Source organism: Pleomorphochaeta sp. DL1XJH-081, from assembly GCF_049310885.1.
Taxonomy (GTDB): domain Bacteria; phylum Spirochaetota; class Spirochaetia; order Sphaerochaetales; family Sphaerochaetaceae; genus CAYZJV01.
Genome location: NZ_JBMDYO010000001.1, coordinates 349,063 through 367,962, shown reverse-complemented (window position 1 = coordinate 367,962; position 18,900 = coordinate 349,063). Strand labels below are relative to the sequence as shown.

15 protein-coding genes are annotated in these 18,900 nt (G+C 47.0%); 5 read left to right on the top strand and 10 right to left on the bottom strand.

Annotation, left to right across the window (positions count from 1 at the left end):
- Window positions 1-23: 23 nt before the first annotated feature.
- The 3 genes from ACODJP_RS01630 to ACODJP_RS01620 are packed head-to-tail and all read left to right on the top strand — an operon-like array spanning window position 24 to window position 5,599.
- Window positions 24-2,687, top strand: a complete 2,664-nt coding sequence (locus tag ACODJP_RS01630) for a sensor domain-containing diguanylate cyclase/phosphohydrolase (RefSeq protein WP_422477790.1) — start codon at window positions 24-26, stop codon at window positions 2,685-2,687.
- Window positions 2,674-3,585 (top strand): sensor domain-containing diguanylate cyclase, encoded by a 912-nt coding sequence (locus ACODJP_RS01625; protein WP_422477786.1) that lies wholly within the window; start codon window positions 2,674-2,676, stop codon window positions 3,583-3,585. Before ACODJP_RS01630 ends, ACODJP_RS01625 begins: the two co-directional genes overlap by 14 nt.
- Before the next feature lie 7 nt (window positions 3,586-3,592).
- Entirely contained in the window at window positions 3,593-5,599 is a 2,007-nt protein-coding gene (locus ACODJP_RS01620; RefSeq protein ID WP_422477784.1) for an HD domain-containing phosphohydrolase, read from the top strand.
- A 1-nt stretch (window position 5,600) separates the two neighbouring features.
- Here the strand turns inward: ACODJP_RS01620 and ACODJP_RS01615 are convergent, their stop codons facing one another.
- From ACODJP_RS01615 to ACODJP_RS01570, 10 genes are all read right to left on the bottom strand, one after another.
- Window positions 5,601-6,059, bottom strand: coding sequence for a hypothetical protein (locus ACODJP_RS01615; protein WP_422477782.1), 459 nt, complete (start codon window positions 6,057-6,059; stop codon window positions 5,601-5,603).
- A gap of 21 nt (window positions 6,060-6,080) precedes the next feature.
- Window positions 6,081-7,184: an NADH:ubiquinone reductase (Na(+)-transporting) subunit F gene (locus ACODJP_RS01610; protein ID WP_422477780.1), complete on the bottom strand. Its 1,104-nt coding sequence runs from the start codon at window positions 7,182-7,184 to the stop codon at window positions 6,081-6,083.
- 10 nt (window positions 7,185-7,194) lie between these two features.
- Window positions 7,195-7,788 carry an Rnf-Nqr domain containing protein gene (locus tag ACODJP_RS01605; protein WP_422477778.1) on the bottom strand — a complete coding sequence of 198 codons (594 nt, stop codon included), beginning with the start codon at window positions 7,786-7,788 and terminating at the stop codon, window positions 7,195-7,197.
- Window positions 7,781-8,392, bottom strand: coding sequence for an NADH:ubiquinone reductase (Na(+)-transporting) subunit D (locus ACODJP_RS01600; RefSeq protein ID WP_422477776.1), 612 nt, complete (start codon window positions 8,390-8,392; stop codon window positions 7,781-7,783). The genes ACODJP_RS01605 and ACODJP_RS01600 overlap by 8 nt, the downstream gene beginning before the upstream one ends.
- Before the next feature lies 1 nt (window position 8,393).
- Window positions 8,394-8,987, bottom strand: coding sequence for an FMN-binding protein (locus tag ACODJP_RS01595; RefSeq protein ID WP_422477774.1), 594 nt, complete (start codon window positions 8,985-8,987; stop codon window positions 8,394-8,396).
- Entirely contained in the window at window positions 8,984-9,934 is a 951-nt protein-coding gene (locus ACODJP_RS01590; protein ID WP_422477772.1) for an RnfABCDGE type electron transport complex subunit D, read from the bottom strand. The genes ACODJP_RS01595 and ACODJP_RS01590 overlap by 4 nt, the downstream gene beginning before the upstream one ends.
- Before the next feature lie 91 nt (window positions 9,935-10,025).
- A complete protein-coding gene (gene dnaE, locus ACODJP_RS01585) occupies window positions 10,026-12,977 on the bottom strand; it encodes a DNA polymerase III subunit alpha (protein ID WP_422477770.1) in 2,952 nt (983 codons plus the stop codon).
- Complete coding sequence (locus tag ACODJP_RS01580) at window positions 12,970-14,145, bottom strand: DNA polymerase Y family protein (RefSeq protein WP_422477768.1); 1,176 nt, start codon at window positions 14,143-14,145, stop codon at window positions 12,970-12,972. Before ACODJP_RS01580 ends, dnaE begins: the two co-directional genes overlap by 8 nt.
- Window positions 14,142-14,933 carry a DUF72 domain-containing protein gene (locus ACODJP_RS01575; protein WP_422477766.1) on the bottom strand — a complete coding sequence of 264 codons (792 nt, stop codon included), beginning with the start codon at window positions 14,931-14,933 and terminating at the stop codon, window positions 14,142-14,144. Before ACODJP_RS01575 ends, ACODJP_RS01580 begins: the two co-directional genes overlap by 4 nt.
- Window positions 14,934-14,964: 31 nt before the next feature.
- On the bottom strand, window positions 14,965-16,245 hold the full coding sequence (locus ACODJP_RS01570; RefSeq protein WP_422477764.1) for a diguanylate cyclase domain-containing protein: 1,281 nt from the start codon (window positions 16,243-16,245) through the stop codon (window positions 14,965-14,967).
- 111 nt (window positions 16,246-16,356) lie between these two features.
- Between ACODJP_RS01570 and ACODJP_RS01565 the strand changes: the two genes are divergently transcribed.
- The gene (locus tag ACODJP_RS01565; protein ID WP_422477762.1) at window positions 16,357-17,658 is read left to right on the top strand and encodes a sugar phosphate nucleotidyltransferase; all 1,302 of its coding nucleotides are present in this window, start codon (window positions 16,357-16,359) and stop codon (window positions 17,656-17,658) included.
- Window positions 17,659-17,789: 131 nt separating this feature from the next.
- Window positions 17,790-18,884, top strand: a complete 1,095-nt coding sequence (locus ACODJP_RS01560) for an efflux RND transporter periplasmic adaptor subunit (RefSeq protein WP_422477760.1) — start codon at window positions 17,790-17,792, stop codon at window positions 18,882-18,884.
- The last annotated feature ends 16 nt before the right edge of the window (window positions 18,885-18,900 follow it).

Below are 18,900 nucleotides of genomic sequence, written 5' to 3'. Positions count from 1 at the left end.
CCTATAGAAGCAATTTATTAGGCATGGTACACTTGTGCTCAGGAGAGGGGAATCGGGTAGTGGATAAGGAATTCTATAGAAAAATTATCATTGAATCCTCTATCGGCTATGCTTATGCAGCCGTTGTCACCGATAACGACGGTAATCCTACTGATCTTTCATTGATTGAAGTCAACGATGCCCTCGCAAAACTTGTCGGTATGCAAAAAACCGATTTCGAAGGAAAGAATCTCTCTACATGTCTTCCCCAGATTCAAGGAAATGAATTCAATTGGATCGCATCGGTAGGTAGGGTAGGACTTACCGGTATTAGCCAACACGTTGTACAACGTGTTGACTATGTCGATCGTTGGTTCAGTGTACGTGTCAGTTGTCCTGAGAAAGGTAAGATCGTAGTACTGATAAACGATGTTACTGCCGAAGTCAAACGGACACGACTATATGAAGGTATAGTCAACCTTACCCCTGTTTTGATCTTTGTGATCGATTTCGAAGGTAAAATCATCATTGCCAATGATGAGTGGACTCATATTCTCGGTTACCCGAAACAATCTTTGCTCGGCTCCCATGTTTTCGATTATATCCATCCCGAAGATATCGAATCCACGGTTAAGGTAATGGAGGATCTGGATGAGAATCGGGTGATCCGAAATTTTGTGAACCGGTATAGAAATTTCGAAGGAAGCTTTAGATCCTTGGAATGGCGAGCCCATGTGAGCGATGGTCTAATTTATGGATCAGCCCGGGATATCACAGAGAGGATGGCAACAGAGAAGCAGAAACAACGGGAACTCGACTTGATGAACCTCCTTTTCGACCAGACTCTCACCGGAATGTTCATGATGATGTTGGAGGAACCGGTCGATTGGGACCAGGCTTCTGACAAGGATGCCCTTCTCGACTCAATGATGGAAGATCTCCTATTAGTGAAGACCAACCAAGCCTTCCTCGAACAGTTTGGTACCAATGCTGAACATGTTGCCGGTATGAGTCTTTCCGAGTTGTTCAGCAATAATCTCGAGACTACCAAGCAGGTCTGGCGTGAACTCATGGACCAGGGGAAGACAAGCCAGGAGTTCGAAGGACGCAAATTCGATGGTACTCCGATCTGGATAAGGGGAGATTACCACTGCCTGTACAACTCGAAACGGCAAATTGTCGGTAATTTTGGTATGCAACTCGATATATCCGATCGACGGTTGAGTGAAGTCGCATTAAAGAGAAGCGAACGAAGGTATCGGCTTATTGCAGAACATGCCTCCGATGTAATCTGGGTATACGATGTAGAAAAGAGGGCATTTGTATATCTGAGTCCCTCTGTACGGCAATTCCTCGGCTACGAACCGGAGGAGTTGATTGAGAAACCGGTCGAGTTCTCCCTATATCCCCAAGATGTAGAGCGGATCAAAAAGAAACTGGGTCATATGATCCTTGAATTTTCCAAGCATCCCAAATTGGAGAAACGGTGGAAACTGCAAATGCGCCAGGTTAAGCGGGATGGTTCGGTGATTTGGGCAGAGGCTTCCATTAATTTTAGGCTCAAGAGATCGCAGAAAGTGGAAGCGATCGGTGTAAGTCGTGATGTCACCACCAGAAAACGTAACGAAGAGAGGATTCTCCATCTGAGTTATCGAGACCAACTAACAGGACTCTATAACCGTCGTTACTATGAAGAGCGTCAGACAATACTCTGTTCCGATGAACGATACATGCCACTATCGGTCGTTGTGTGTGATGTGAATGGTCTAAAACTTACCAATGACGTATTCGGACATCAGATGGGGGATCAGTTGCTGGTCACTTGCGCCAACTCACTCTTAGCTGTGAATAAACAAAAAGATATCATTGCAAGGATTGGAGGCGATGAATTTGTTGTCCTCATGGCAAAGACTTCGCAGGAAGAAGCCCTCGAGAGAATAGAGGGAATGAGACAGGAAATTGCCGATAAACAGGTTGGCAAGACAAGACTCTCTGTCTCCTTCGGGTGTGCGACAGCCTATAAGACCTCAGATTCATTCGAAGCTATATTCAAACAAGCTGAAGATATCATGTATCGACAGAAGTTGTTGGAAAGCTCCAGTTATAAGCATGATGTCATAAAAGTCTTAATCCATAGTCTCTATGATAAGGGTCGTTATGAGAAGGACCATAGTGAACATGTCGGGGCGCTCTGTATCCAGTTGGGAAGAGAAATGGGCTTTCCGCCAGCCGAGGTGGATGACTTGCGTTTGGCAGGTATGCTACACGATATTGGGAAGATCGGAATTTCCCAGGAGTTGCTCAACCAGAAGAGACAGCTCTCGGATCAGGAATGGTCCCAGATGCGAAGGCATCCCGAAATGGGATTCCAGATTCTCCGCTCCGTCCAAAACTTTGGGCATATCGCCGATTGGATCTTGGCACATCATGAACAGCCCGATGGGAAAGGCTATCCCCGAGGCTTGACCGATACCTCAATACCACTGCAGGCCAAAATTATCGCTGTAGCGAATGCATTCGACTCGATGACCAGTCCAAGTGGATATAGGCAACAGCCGCTATCGATTGACGAGGCTCTTCGTGAGCTAGACCGATGTTCCGGAACCCAGTTCGATCCTTCGGTCGTGAAAGCCTTCCATTCGTTGCCAATATCCTATTTGTCCGACCCGACGCTACAGAAGGAGGAACTCTTTGATGAATCGGTATGAACAACAGGACTTGTATGGGAACTTACTCAAATCCATTGCTGATCCATTCTTTATCATCTCGGAAGACGGGACATATCTCGATGTCTTCGGAGGAACTGAGCGCACGTTGTATGATGATGCAGAGACATTGAAGGGGCGGAATATCTACGATTTCATGGAGAGGGACTTCGCTGAATTCTTCATGGAACAGGTCAAACGGACATTGGATGGAAAGGCAATGAATAGTTTCGAATACCAGTTGGCTACTGAGACGGTAGATGGTATTCCAAAGAATGGTCCCGGTGGAACACAGTGGTTCGAAGCCCGGATGTATCCATTGGATAGACTGTATGAAGGCCATCGCGCAGTTACTTCACTTATTCTGAACATTACCGAAAGGAAACAGCTCCAACAGAAGCTACGTGAACTGTCATACCAGGATTCACTTACCAAAATCTACAATAGACGGTTTTTCTTTGAACGATTCAGCGACCAATTGGAGTTATATACACAAGATAAGATGCCCTTATCAGTGGTTATCCTCGATATCGATCATTTTAAGGAGATCAACGATGGGTATGGCCATTTCGCAGGCGACCATGTCCTTAAGCAATTGGTCTCATTGATCCAAACACTGGTGGGAAAAGAGATCAATTTAGCCCGATTCGGAGGAGATGAGTTCATCTTTTCCTTGGAGGGTTACTCGATGCAGCGGAGCATGGATCTTGCGGAAGACCTGCGCTATAAGGTACAACACAATGCATTCACCTTCGGACAGACCCCAATTCCGCTTACCATTAGTATCGGACTCTCCGATGTTACGTTGTTCGATACCGATACCGCAAGTATCATCGCTAGAGCTGACAAAGCCTTGTATATGGCAAAGACCCAGGGGCGCAATAGAGTAGTAAGGCTATAGGAGATTTATGGTAATCGATATTATCTACAATATTTCACTTCTTTTATCCATCAGTGTCATCTATGCGACACTCCCTATAAGAAGGCTTCGAAACGACAGACTCTTCCTTTTCCTGATGGGATTCATATTGGCCGCTGTCGGTATCCTCATTATGTCTCGTCCTTTGGTAATGTCCCCAGGTGTGGTATTCGATGGAAGATCCATCCTTCTCGGAGTCACAGCGATGTTCTTCGGTGCCATACCTACTTGCATCGCAGCTTGTGCCATGATGACCTACCGGATCATTATTGGTGGAGGCGGAATGGTGACCGGAATTCTGGTGATTCTGACTGCGAGTGGTATCGGGGTAGCTTGGCACCATCTGAGATTCAATCGATTCATGGAATCGAAGTATACGAACCACATCGAATTGTATCTTGTCGGACTGATCGTCCATATCGTCATGTTGGCTTGTATGGTGTTCATGCCGGGCGAAATACGTACACAAGTATTCATGAGTCTGAGTCTTCCGATTCTGCTCGTGTATCCTTTGGGAAGCTACTTCCTTTCGATGCTTCTCTATAACCAGATGCTTAGGATAAAGATGGTCCTTCGCTTGGAAGAGAGCGAACAGTGGTTCAAGGCGATGTTCGAACAGGCTCCCATGGGTATCGTAGTAACGGATTCAAAAAGTGGAACGCCCGTTTCGGTAAATAGGAAATTCCTTGAAATCCTTGGAATGACAAAGATTGGCTATCATGGTCAATCTTGGAAAGAGATTACCCATCCCGATGATCTAGCTGAAGACGAAGCAATGATGCATCGTCTCATGGCAGATGAAATTCCTGCATTCACGATGGATAAACGCTATATCCGCCCCGATGGCACATCCGTTTGGGTGAATATGGCGGTTACCAAACTTGCTGCCGTAACAAAGGGTACTCCTCTCCATCTTTGTATGATTACCGATATTACCGCTAGGAAGGAGATGGAGCAGGCGATCCTATGGGCAAACCGCCACGACGTGCTCACTGGATTGGACAATCGGCAATCATTCGAAGAGGAGCTGGCGAAAGCCGATGAACGGAAGGATTATCCACTTGCTCTGCTTATCGGTGATTTGAATGGACTCAAGGTGGTAAACGATGCTTTTGGGCGTGAAGCAGGAGACAATCTGCTTATCAAGGTGGCACGGGTAATCGAGGATGAAGGACGTGATTGTATAGTTTGTTCCCGTTTTGGAGGGGATGAATTTGCCCTCCTGTGCGATAAGACAGAAGAACTCGAAGCATGGGAGATTGCGAATCGTATCAGTTCGAAAATCGAGAAAATCGGGGTCCATCATGTAACAGTTACCATGTCCTTTGGGGTTGCTGTAAAGACTCATGTCTCCGAGAGTTTGAACGAACTGGTAAAGAGGGCAGAAAATGGTCTGAATTGGAGTAAATTGAACGAGAGCCCGAGTACCCGAAGTAGGGCGATAAATACCATAATCAGCACCTTGCATGAGAAGAATCGTCGAGAAGAACTACATTCCCGACGGGTAAGTGTTTTGGTCGTCCGTATCGCTGAAGCCGCCGGTCTTGGCACGAAAAAAGTTGCTGAGTTACGTACAGCTGGCCTTCTTCATGATATTGGAAAGATAGCGATCGATGAATCCATTCTCAATAAGCAAGGGAAACTTACTCCTAGGGAGTGGGAAGCCGTCAGACGTCATCCTGAGACTGGTTGGCGGATTCTGGGATCAGTTGGGGAATTAGGTGAGATGGCCAACTATGTCCTAGCGCATCATGAGCGGATGGATGGAAAGGGCTATCCCAGAGGACTCAGAGGGGATGATATACCACTTGAAGCGAGAATAATCGCGATAGCCGATGCTTACGATGCAATGACAGCAGCAAGGACATACCGGGAGCCAATTGGGGATCGGCAAGCCGCGATAGAATTAAAAACATGTGCAGGCACCCAATTTGATAAGGACCTGACACGACTGTTCGTCGAGCAGGTCCTTCAGTTCGATTGGAATTCCCTATAGGCTACTTCACCCCGAGGACTGCAATCAACTCTTCCGGCTCCAACCGATAGGGGGAACCTTTACCTTCGTAGAATCCGTGGTCACGGACGAAATGGATGTGTAGATCGGTATAGACAACTTCCCTACCAAGACGCTTGTTCACTACGGTGGTATTCACCTTCTCATACATTCCGGGTCCTCCAAACGGAGAGGGAAGCTTTCCTCGAACGGAATCTACTCGCACATCGTACTCTTCATCTATGGTCATGAACTCTCCTAGCCCATCCAAACCGGCATCCCTGAAGTATTGCATCCGCTGTGCAATCTCCTCATGTGTAACTTCAGCACGTCGTACAATAGCGTCATCCGCGTTAAGGATGTCGATAAGCTTACGTGTATCAGTTCCAAGAAAACCATCTAGAGTTATGACTCCTGGAGCCATCTGTCGCTGTATTGCATCATATCCGGGTGTTTGTTTCATACTCATGTTCCTCCCAACGAATCAAGCGAATTTATCATAGTAGATCCGTTCTTCTGGCATGCCTAATTCCTGCAAGACCTTGATACAGGCATCGATCATTCCAGGACTACCGCACAGATACGCTTCGCTTTCAGAGGCGTTTTCGGTCATCCGTTTTACTACATCGGTAATAAGGCCAGTCTCTCCAGACCAATTATCCTCAGGTTGTGGTTCGCTAAGAGCTGGAATGAATTTAAAGTTCTCCATCCTATCCTCAAGAGCTTTCATCTCATCGAGCAGGAATAGGTCTTTTCCGGTTCTGGCACCAAAGAAATAACGTGCTTTGCGTGGACTCTTCTTTTCTGCCATATCCAAGAGTATAGACTTCAAGGGAGCCATTCCAGAGCCTCCAGCGATACAGATGATATCTCTATCGGTATCACGGAGGAAGAATTCACCGTAGGGTCCGTTCACTGTTACGGAATCTCCCTCTTTCAGGTGTTTATGTACATAGGTTGTACAGATACCATTTGGTACAAGTCGTATCTCAAGTTCGATATGGTTCGTATCGCTTGGGACAGATGCCATCGAATAGGCTCTATAAACTGGTTCATCGGTCAATTCATACGCTGGTACCTGGAATTGGATGAACTGTCCTGCTCGCATCTCAATTTCTGAAGGCTCAATGAGCTTAAGTCTCACTTCCTTGATATCGTGGGTCAAATCACGAATACTCTCTACCTTGGTTTCGAATTGGCGTACCGAGAACAGTTCTTCGGGGATCATGATGGAGACATCATTCTTTACCTTGAACTGACAGGAGAGTCGTACTTGGTTTTTCTTCTCCTCCTCCGATATCCATGGTAATTCCGTTGGTAGGTAATTCCCTCCACCCTCGATAACCCGGACTTTACAAAGTCCACAGGAACCACGTCCACCGCAAGCGCTCGGAATAAAGACCCCTTCGCTATTCAATGCTTTCAAAAGAGGCTGCCCACCGGCGACCTCCAGTTCCTTTTTGTCGTTGATATTGATTTTTACTACGCCATAGTTTCCTACAGTGGCATCGGCTATCACCATAAGTAGGGCAAGGACGACTGAAATCGCAGTAATTACCAGTACACTGATCAATAATGATGCAATCATCTTCGCCTCCCTATGAAATGGTGATCATGCCGGAGAATCCCATGAATGCCATAGCCATGAATCCTGCGATAATTAGGGCGATACCGGCACCTTCAAGTCCAGGGGGAATCTTCGCGGTCTTCAGTCGCTGTCGAATTCCTGCCATCGCCAAGATAGCCAATAGCCAGCCGAGTCCACTACCGAGGCCGAAGAAGAAGCTGGTGATGAAGGAATATTCCCGAATGACCATGAACAGGGATACACCAAGAATTGCACAGTTCACGGTTATCAAGGGAAGGAAAATTCCCAATGCGAAGTAGAGTCCTTCGCTATACCGTTCGATCACCATCTCAATCAGCTGTACGAAGGCAGCTATGACGATAATGAAAACAATGAATCGTAAGTACTCAAGCTGGAATGGTACCAATAGGAAATGATAGACCACCCAGTTGATCGCTGTAGTCACAGCAAGTACAAAGGTGACGGCGATACCGAGGCCAGCTGATGTCTCTAATTCCTTCGATACGGAGAGGAATGAGCACATGCCCAGATAGTTTGTAAGCAGGATGTTGTTAGTAAAGATCGCTGCAAAGAATACGGCTAGGGGAAACAAAAACTCACTCATGGCTGCCCTCCTTGAAAATTGCTTCACGGACAATCCACATGAATATCGCCAGCATGAAGAATCCTCCCGGCGGCATGATCATGATTGCCCAGCTAGTCCACCAAGAACCAAGGATCTGGATTCCCCAAAGGGTTCCTGTCCCAAGCAGTTCACGGAAGAATGCTATGATCAGAAGAACATATGCATATCCTAAGCCACTAGCTAGTCCATCTATGAGTGAGAGCGAGGGCTTGTTCTGGAGAGCGAAAGCCTCAATTCGGCCCATGACGATACAGTTTGTGATAATCAAACCTACATATGGTCCCAGTTGTTTCCACATCTCAGGATAGTAGGCCTTGAGCACGATATCGACGATGATGACATAGGTAGCTATTATCATGGTCTCCACCATCATGCGGATGCGGGATGGAATCCATTTCCTTAACATCGAGAGTGTTAAGCTGGAGAGTGCCAATGTAAATATCACACCTAGGGACATAACCATTGTATTCTCTAGTTTGTTGGTGACCGCCAAGGTGGAACAAATTCCTAAAATTTGTACAAAGACCGGATTATCTTTCCCCAATGGGGCCAAAAATGTTTTTTTCATCATTCCTGCAGCCATATTATTGCCCCCTCGAGATCGAGTCGCTATCTGCGACAGCTCTATTAACGATATTCCTAAAGGATTCGCTTGTCCTGGTAGCTCCCGTGATCGAATCGATCTCATCAGCAGCATCGGCGGTTCCCTCTTCCACGATACGGAATGGTCCCTGCCTGCCTGCGAATTGTGCGGTAAACCATGGTTCTTCTATTCTAGCACCAAGTCCGGGAGTCTCATTCTGACTCACGATGGAGACACCAGAGATCGTCTTCAGATCGTCTTCAAATCCTATCATGATGGTAATCGGCCCCCAAAGACCTGGTCCTGTAATCTCTATCACATGCCGCTTTCCACCATCGGCTGTCTCGGCATGGTAAATGCCCGAATCTTCATTAACCTGTTCTTGGTAAAGAGATGCAACAGAAGCCGGTTGCCCATCGTGGGAAATTCCAGCGGCATCCAAAATACTTCTATACAGGAAGAACTGTTCATTGGTCTCTACCCGCTCTAATGTTGAGAGATGAAGGGATGCCGTAACTACAATACAGGCAACAGTGACCAATGCCATGACAACAAGGGGGTGGATCCGTTTGGTATAAAAACTTTCAGTTTTCATGCAGCACCTCCCGCTTTAGCCTTAGCCTTCTGCTTGGATTTGCGTTGCTTGAAATAGTAGTCGAACAATGGACCGAACATATTCACCAAGAGGATGGCGAATGTAACTCCTTCAGCCCAGTTTGCAAATACACGGATCACTACGGTGAGCAATCCAAATAGGATTCCGTATACCCAACGGCCAGGATCGGTCGATTGAGAAGATGAAATGGGATCCGTAATCATGAAAAATGCTCCAAGAAGGAAAGAGCCGCTTGCAAGAGCATACAGTGGATCCGCTGCATTGGGATGGCCCGCTAACCAAAGGATAGTCTGCAGAATAAGGAAGGATGAGATGGATCCTACGACAATCTTCCAGTTGGCGGCTTTTTTATATACGATGTACAGTCCACCGAGGAGAATCAGGATGGCCGAAGTTTCACCAAAACTTCCGCTGATATTTCCTAATAGAAGGTCTAGATACGGTACGGATTTGGTTGCCATCGGAGTTGCTGCCGAGACGCTGTCGGCCGTGGTGAGCCATGTGCCGAATCCTGCAGGAAACCAATTTATAGTGGTTTGGGGCGCTAGGAATCGTGCTGTCATAGGAACGCCAAAACTGATATAGACGAATGCTCTTGCTGTTATCGCTGGATTGAATACATTCTTTCCAAAGCCTCCAAATACCATTTTGCCGAAGACTATACCAAATGCGATACCCACAGCGGCTATCCAAAGTGGTATGCCTGGTGGTAATGAAAGTGCGAACAATACACTCGAAACGAAGACCGATTCGGTCATTTTCAGTTGATAGCGTTTAGCCATCAGCCATTCACTCAGCAGTCCTGTTGCCACAACTATTGCCAGTACGGCAAGGAATCGCCAACCATAGAGATAGATAGCTGCAAGACACAATGGAGATAATGCGAACAGGACATTCCGCATTACCTGTTGTTTTTGGATTTTCACCGTTTCCTCCCTCTGATTTTGTTCCATTGTAACGCATGTTTTGGATTCTGTAAAAATTTATTGGAAATAATATAATTATGGAATCCCCTTTTTAGAGCATTATTGGACTGATTGCACTGATTTCCACATAGAGGGCACCCATATCATCGCTTACTGTTCCCCGAATTATCAATGGACGTTGGCTATAGAGCAGTTTTCGATACTTTTCATGAAGCTGGGGGAAAAGAATAGTCTCGTAGAGTGCACTTTCGTCCTCAAAAGAGATGAAGTCCATCGGCAAGCCTTGCTTTGTCCATACAGTCTTGCGGGTAATCGGCCAACCGAGTAGTGATATTTGTTTCCCCTTGAATGAGGCCATCTCCATTGCCCTGATTCTTGGGATCCTCGCGATTTGCCCAGCCCAAAGCATGAGTGGATGGTGCTGTCGCAAGAATCCCAGAGCCTCGAACTCACGTCTGAGCTCTGCTTCAGTCTTTCCTTTCTGGATTGGTTGTACCTCTGTCCGCATTGTTTTTATGGTGGGGGAGGTTTCGACATTGAATAAGAGTCCCTGAGATGATTTGTCATCTCTTCCTGCTGTTTTTGTTGTCAGAAGACGCCGGATTTGACCACTTCTCGGAGTTGTAGGGGCTAGTGAGTCAAAAACACCTGCTGCAACTAGGGATACATAGTCATCCCTCTGAAGGGAAAGGCGACTAGCTGCCTCTTCCAGAGAAACGAAATCGCCATCTCTGTTCCTTTCCTGGAGTATTGAAGTTACAGCCGATTTGGAGAGGTTTGCGATAGCCATGAAACCAATGATGATCGAAGATCCTTCTGCATGATATCGGAAACGGCTTTGGTTAATGTCTGGACCCTGAACCCATAAGCCCATTCTTCGGGCTTCACTTATGTAGGCCTGGGGAACATAATACCCACCACCATTTGAGAGTACTGCAGCCATGAAAGCAGCAGGGTAGTGTACTCTGAGAAAAGCTGATTGGAATGATACCATGGCATACGATGCCGAATGTGGTTTACAGAACGAGTATCCCTCGAAGGAGAGCATCATTTCCCAAATTTTGACAATAGTCTCCTCTTTTACTTGGTGCTCTCTACAGCCGTTGAAGAATTCCTCCCTATATCTATCTAACTTTTCCCCACTAGCTTTTTTAGCGATTACTTTCCTGAGTGCATCGGCATCTGCTTCATTGAAACCGGCGAGAGCCACTGCAGTCTTAGATACATCCTCCTGATAGCAGAGGATTCCATATGTCTCGTCTAAAATCGAAGCGAGAAGAGGATGCAAGGGATCCCAAGCCTCACCTTTCAGTCTTCTGACATATTCATTGATGAAAGCATTTGCTGCTGGTCTGATGATTGAAGAATGGATGACTATATGGGCAAAATCGCCTCTCCCTGTCTTTTTCTGTAACTGCCGCATAGCCGGTGATTCAATATAAAAGACTCCAATGGAATCTCCCCGGGACAAGGCTGCTATGGTGGCGGAATCTTCGGCAGGTCTCCATGTCTGTTCATCTATTTCGATCCCCTGTTCTCGTAAATTCTGTAGGGCATCTCGTATTACGGCAAGCGAGCGATTACCCAGCAGATCTATTTTTACCAATCCTGCGGCTTCGGTGCCCTCCTTTTCCCATGCCAACAAGGGGTACCCTTCTGCCGATTTCTCGACGGGAACATAGGTTTCAATCCGATCTGGGGTAATGACCATCCCTCCACAATGCATGGATAGTCCTCTGGGGAGTCCTTCGATTCTCGTTGCTGTGGCTCCGATTGTATGCCATAAGGGATCTTCTACTTCTATGGTGGAAAGACCCGATTCGTAGAACTTGCGTTCAACACGGGTGATATCGGAGTCGGGGATTCCGTAGGCTTTCGCTGTCTCTCTTAGGGCGGAACGAAATCTGAACCGATTATGGTTTGCCACCCTGGCGCAATGTTCTCTCCCAAAACGTCTTATGACCTCCTGCAGGATTTCATCCCGTTCATCCCAAGCAAAATCGACATCAATATCGGGAGGATCTGTCCTTGCCATGGTTAAAAACCGTTCAAAATAGAGGTTGTGTGCTATCGGGTCGACATTGGTTATTTCCAGCGCATAGGATACGATGGAAGCCGCACCGGAACCTCGTCCACAAGTCCTGCTTGCCATAGAAACGATATCATCCATGACCAGAAAGTAGGGGGCGAATCCTTTCCTTACGATAATATCCATTTCATAATCGATACGTCCTAAAATTGCATCCGATAACTCACCATAGCGACGTTCGGCGCCCAAGAGGACCCTTTTGCGGAGTTCTTGCTGTGGATTACTGTCGGCAACAGGGTATGCGGGGAAGACAAAGGAATCGAAAAGAGGAATATCGGCACACTCGTCAGCTATAGCATCACTTGCCTGTACTGCCTCAGGCCAAGAGGAGAATGCTTGGGTATATTTGGAGGCGGAAAGGATGGTATGCCCGGACGATTCCACCTGTTGCTGGGTAAGCATACCTATCGTTTTTCCCAGATCGATAGAGCGGAGCACAGCGTGGGTCTTATGGTCCTCCTGCTTGAGGAACGTAGCATCATCGATCGCTACAAGTGGTAAGCCCAACTTCCTTGCCGTAGAGATGACACCCCAATCATACGGTGTTATAGCCCCGTAGAGCTCAACCACCTTTTTGGCTAGTCGTTTCAAGAGAGAAGGGGAAGCTGTAGCGAGTATAAGCCCCTGTGTATCGGTAGTCAGGGCTGTCATATAGTCGAATTCGACTTCTTGTTGTCGTCTTGAAAGGATCGTGCATAAACGAGAATATCCTCTTTTAGTCCGTACGAATGCAAAAATAGACTCTTTTCCAACTACCAGTTGGACCCCGATGACCATCTTTATGTGGTGTGATGCCGCCTCTTGCCGGATTTCATGCAATCCATAAAGATTATCCCGATCGGTGATTGAGATTGTCTTACATCCCTGGGTTGAAAGATAATCGATGATCGATTTTGGTGAGTTCGTTCCCCAGAGAAGAGAGAAGGAAGAACGGATTCCAAGGCGACTATGCATGGAAGACCGCCGCCGCATGAGTCAGCGCTGTCATGCCAAACCGAATACGGGTAGCGTCCACAGCAGTCTGCAAACGTTCCTCACGTGAAAGGCCTGGTGGCGTAAACAGATCTGGTTCTCTTCTTGCTGGGGCCAAGCCTTGTAGGGTGATTACGATAGCCCGAATCCTGACACGACGTTTCAATGCCAACTGTAGGGCCTTCCATGAGCCCTGTATGATGTGTGCATCGAGAACCATGGGCTTACAGCTACGGTATGTAGCCTCATTGGATACTCCATCTGCCCAGAAGAGGGTACAAGAAATCGATGAGCAGGCTAGAAGTTCCTTTCTCATGATTACGCCGGCATCCTCCGATGCCGCGACCATAGCTGCATGAATGGCATCCATATCGAAAGCCGGTTCGGAAAAATCGATACGCCGACGAATATTTCTGGTTCCTAGGGCACGGGAATCCACCGGAGAGGTGTCCCAGCCCCTTGCGGCATTCCTGAGGGCAATGCCACGTTTTCCAAGAAGGGCTACAACCTGTTGATCGTCCAGCTCAGCAAATTGCCCAATATCCTGGAAACCTGCGACAGAGAGTAATTTTCCTATCGAAGGACCTACTCCCGGAAGTAGTGCAATATCCTGCATCGCGAGAAACGCTGATTCATCACCCTCCCTTATTTGGGTGATTCCACTTGGGCGGATGGTCCGCGTCCCAATCTTTGCCACCAATTTGTTTGAAGCTACGGCAACTGCGGGTTCCACACCCATTGCTTCCTGGATCTCATTCCTTAGATGGACAGCACAATCCACAGGTGGTCCGAATAGACGTGTTGTCCCGGCGACATCGATATACAGGTGTCCGCCAAGATCATGTTGGATGGTCGGGGAAAAGCGTGATGCGACAGAAAACATGACCTCCTCCGCCTTTGCTGTGGCTGTAGCATCGGGGCAGATAGTCTTTAGGGACGGGAGTATGCGGATAGCTGTTGTCACCGGCATTCCGGCATGGATTCCCTCTTCCATGGCTCTCTTGGATGGAGAAAGGACCACCTGCCGTGCCGAGCCCTCCTTTGCGATAACAAAAGCGGAATCGGCCAATGAAGGATCCTTTGCCATGGCAACGGCGGCTGCAAAGTTGGTTACATTGATGTGGATGATACTGGCTCGGTCACCTATCATCTCTTTATGCTCCCCGAAGTGATCAATTTTTGGAGGATGAGAGCATTTTGTGTGGCTTGTCCTTTTCTGTGGTTATTGAAGTAGACCAATACCAATCGTGTCGAGGTTGCAAGACTTTTAATCCTTTGGGCTATGATCGAAAGTTCCTGTGGTGAATACAGATAGTCATATCGGCTAGCGGCATCCGATCCCCACCAACACTCTTTGTTTCGACCATGAAGACGCACGTAGGATAATGCCGATGTGGCTACATCCATCATGGGAGGAGAACTTTTGATGTCGGGAAGATCCAAAGATGCCAAAGCGACTTGTCGCTCTCTCAATGCATCCAAGGTCCTGTTGTTGTACCACTGGGCATTACGGAATTCCACGGCGAGGGGGAATCCTTCGAAAGTTCGCAGAAGTTGGTCGAGATATTTGCGACGATCCGGCTCATAATGGAAAGAATAGGGGAATTGAAAAAGAATGGCCCGTAGCGCTCCACGATCCTGAAGTGCGGTTACCGCTGTACGGTAAGTCTGCGCAGAGGATCGCCAGTTTGCGAGATCTATGGTATGGGTAAGCGATTCGTGGGCCTTTATGGCATATCCGATCCCAGGTGCTTGGTCATGCATCGCAAGTAATTTCTCTGCTTGTGGCATACGGTAGTAACTGAAGTTGAGCTCTACTGTTGGAAATATGGTCGCATAGTGAGAAAGATAGGATTCAGCCTTTGTCCCTTCCGGATAGAAAGGCCCAACCCACTCTGTGTAGCTGTATCCCGATGTACCGATCAATATCGTTGCCATGACTATGGTTTACTATACATCTGTATAGTAGTCAAGGGGTGTTACGTCCTCCGTGGTATATCCCGTAGCGCCCCCTTTCTTGTTCTTTGATAGCATAGACTGTCATTTCGGCACGTTTTATCAGTGTATTGGCATCTTCTCCATGTTCGGGAAATAAGGAAATACCCAAACTGGCGGAAACTTCCAATGCGATTCCTTGAATGTGAAATGGTTCTGAAAAAGCCAATTTAATCTTCTTTGCGACGGACAACACATCTTTTCTGGATCTAATACCGCCAAGGAGTATCAGGAACTTGTCACTACCGAGACGCGAGACCAGGTCACTTTTTCGCAATTGTGCCTTTATCCTCATGGCTACAGACTGGAGTATCGCATCACCTGCAGAAAACCCATAGGTTTCATTGATTTCGGAGAAGTAGTCGATATCGACGATAAGGAATGCCACCAAATCATTAGTATATCGTGCCTGGCTAAGAGTCAGTTTTGCCTGGTCTTGGAAGAAATTCCGATTTGGAAGACCGGTGAGGATATCTTGTGTTGCGAAAAACGAGAGTTTGTCCTCCCACTGCTTTTGTAGTGTTATATCCTCTATGGCACCATCATAGTAGGCAACTTGCCGATTATTGTCATGGATAGATCTGGCCGAATCCCGTATCCAGATCGTGCTTCCATCGGTTCTCTTCATGGAATGGATGAAGCCTTGGATACATTCCTCACGACCGATTGTCTCTTTCCAGATTTCCACATCCTCTTCATTCACAAAGAGCGAAAAGTAATTGTTACTTTCTTTAGTTGTTCGGTCTGTCTCGTTGCACAAATCTTTGAATGTACGGTTTCTTTCTATGAAAATTCCCTCAGGACTAATCCGATAGAGTCCGATAGGTACATTCTCAAAAAGAGAATCGTTTGAATCGGCATTTTCGTCCATTCGAACAGTTCTCGCTATGAGTTCGGGAACGTGAGGTGAAATGGCTGAAAGGATTTCTATAATTTTGGCGTAGGCTTTTTCGGTATCGGTCAATGGGATGATAGGAGAATTATCATCTTCGATATCCCTATCGCTTACTTGGATAATTCTTCTGATGGAACCGATATCGTGTAGTATTCTTGATATGGTTTCCTGTGGGTAGAAGTCTTCCATATCCATAGAAAGGATGGCTATATCAAACCTTTGTCTTTTTAGTTTTGCCAAAGCATCGGTCATGGTATCAACTCTAGTTGTCAGATTAACTTCAGTTTGTAAAAATTTGGTCATTTGTTCTTTGCTGCCGGAGGATTCCGCGATAATAAGCACTCGAATATGGTCAATCATGATACTCCTCCAAGATTCTCTTATTATCAATCCAGGACAACCATACTGTCAATGTCGGTATTTTTATATCTTGGGTTGTCTTTCCCCGGTTTCAGGGAGATAATGCGCTATATGAATACTCATGTGATCCTATTGTCCGGTGGTTCGGGTAAACGGTTATGGCCATTATCGAACGATATCCGATCAAAACAGTTCCTCTCTCTCCTTGCTGATAGCAATGGAGGATTGGAGTCAATGCTCCAACGTGTATATCGCCAACTGCGAATCGAATTTCCCCATGAGCGGGTTGTCTTGGCTACCGGAGGAGCTCAAAAGGAACAGATAGAGGCTCAGCTGGGAGTTTCCGTAGACATCGTCTGTGAACCTGCCAGACGAGACACCTTTCCAGCCATAGCGCTCTCTTGTACGTTTCTTGCCGATAGCTGCAATGCCGCTTTGGATGATGTAGTTCTGGTATTGCCTGTCGATGTGTATGCAGATCAGGAGTATTTTTCTACGGTAAGGCAGATACGTGATGCGGTTGCAAGAGATGCCGCCGAGTTGGTGCTTATGGGCATTGCCCCGAATATTCCTTCAGACAGGTTTGGCTATATGGTTCCTTCCTCCAATAGGCGGGAAGGGTACCCGCTTATAGATCGATTTGTAGAAAAACCTGTTATAGAAGTTGCTCAGAATCTCATTATGCAGGGAGCGCTCTGGAATGGTGGCGTGTTCGGATTCCGTCTAGGGTATCTGATGGACATTGTCGATCGCCAGATCGGGGAGTCCAGTTATGGAGCCTTGCTTGATTCCTATGCCTCTGTAGAGAAGATCAGCTTCGACTATGCTGTGGTCGAGAAAGCCGAGTCTATAGCCCTAGTTCGCTACTCAGGTATGTGGCGGGATCTCGGTACATGGGAAACCCTTTCCCGCGAGATAGGAGCTGATGGGATAGGACGTCATACCAAGTCGCAAACAGAAAACACTATTGTAGTAAATGAGTTGGACATTCCAATCGTAGCGATTGGAACAAAGGATTTGGTGATTGCTGCTAGTGCCGATGGAATCCTCGTTAGTGACAGGAAAACCAGCAACGGATTGAAGCCCCTAGTAGATACATTCGAGGATCCTCCCCGTTTTGTACAATATGCCTGGGGAAGCAGTCGGGTAGTAGATCGTATTGTCGGTCATGGAAAGATTAGGCAAGAAACCCGTGTGCTCGAAATACGTGCAAATCAAGAATATAGATTATCCTGCATCGCTGGAGAGGAAAAGACTTTCCTCTGCATTGAAGGTGAGTGCAAGATTTTTTGCGAAGGAGAGGCGAACCCTCTTGAGCGTGGTGAAAGAGTACTCTCATCCAAAGAACGTAGCTATCGGATTACCTGTACTACTGCGTTACGGGCTTTGGAAACAGTGTGGTATGCGGTTTAAACCTTGATGCATGTTTTATTTGGATTTATTCCATCTGCTCTAGCCGATTGACCTTTTCATACAGTACACTAGAGAAAATTGAAATTTGTATAAATTTGATGTGATGGAACGCATTGCCCGAAGGAGGTGCTATGGTTGGTCATCGGAGATCGAATTGGATTGGCATTGGAACTCTTTTGCTGATCTTAATCTTTGTCTCATGTGAAAAGGAGACTCAGGAATCGGCAGCAGTCGACTCAGTGACAGCGACGACCGATTATACCCAACTGGTGAGCTCTACAGTGGTGGTGGAGAGGGCAGCCTTACGACCCACACTCTTCGCTAGCGGTGTGGTCAAGGGGCAACATGAGGTTTTGGTAAAAGCCCGTACTTCTGGAGTGGTGAACTCTATCGATTTTTCATTAGGCCAGCAAGTCGAACAAGGGCAGACCCTCGTTGTGCTTGATGATACGATTGCAAAACTTTCGGCAAGCCAGATATCCCTACAAGTCCAGAATGCTCGTAAAGAACTAGATGTGCAGAACCAATTGTATGAGCGGGGTGCGATCTCGCTCAGCATGCTAAACCAGACGAAATCTGCTTTGGATGGGCTGGAAGCTCAGCTTGAACGTGCGCAGGAGACTCTTCGTGATACTACCATTTCAGCTCCGATTGCGGGGAGTATCGCCGATGAAGGTATCTCATTGATCCTAGGGGACACCGTCCAGGCAGGGCAAACCATTACCCGGATCATAGACCTGAACGAGATGCGTATAGCACTTTCCCTTGGCCAATCCCAGATTTTCTTCGTGCAAGAAGGTGCAAAGGCGACCATAGAGATCATGACCCCAAACGAAGTGATTAGGGCAGAAGGTGTCGTTGGTGCCGTCAGTTCAGGAAGCGATTCACGTACCGGCAGTTGGACAACTTTTGTCGATTTTACAAATCCACGGCCTGATTTAATACGCGCTGGAGTCTCAGCCAATGTCACTATCAAGAATGATTTGGCACCATTGCACCCACTGGTACCGAATGCAGCAATGGTGAATCGTGAAGGCAAGACCTATGTCTATGTGAAACAGGAGAACTCGGCTAGATTGGTTGAGGTCGAGGTGCTAGATCGCTATGGAGACCTTATGGCGGTCGAGCCGATCGATGATTCCTATGACCTTGTTGGAAAGGAGGTCCTCACGAGTGGATTGTCCAGGATCGATGATGAAACATCGATAGTTACCCAGTATGAATGATGGGATCGGAGAAGCA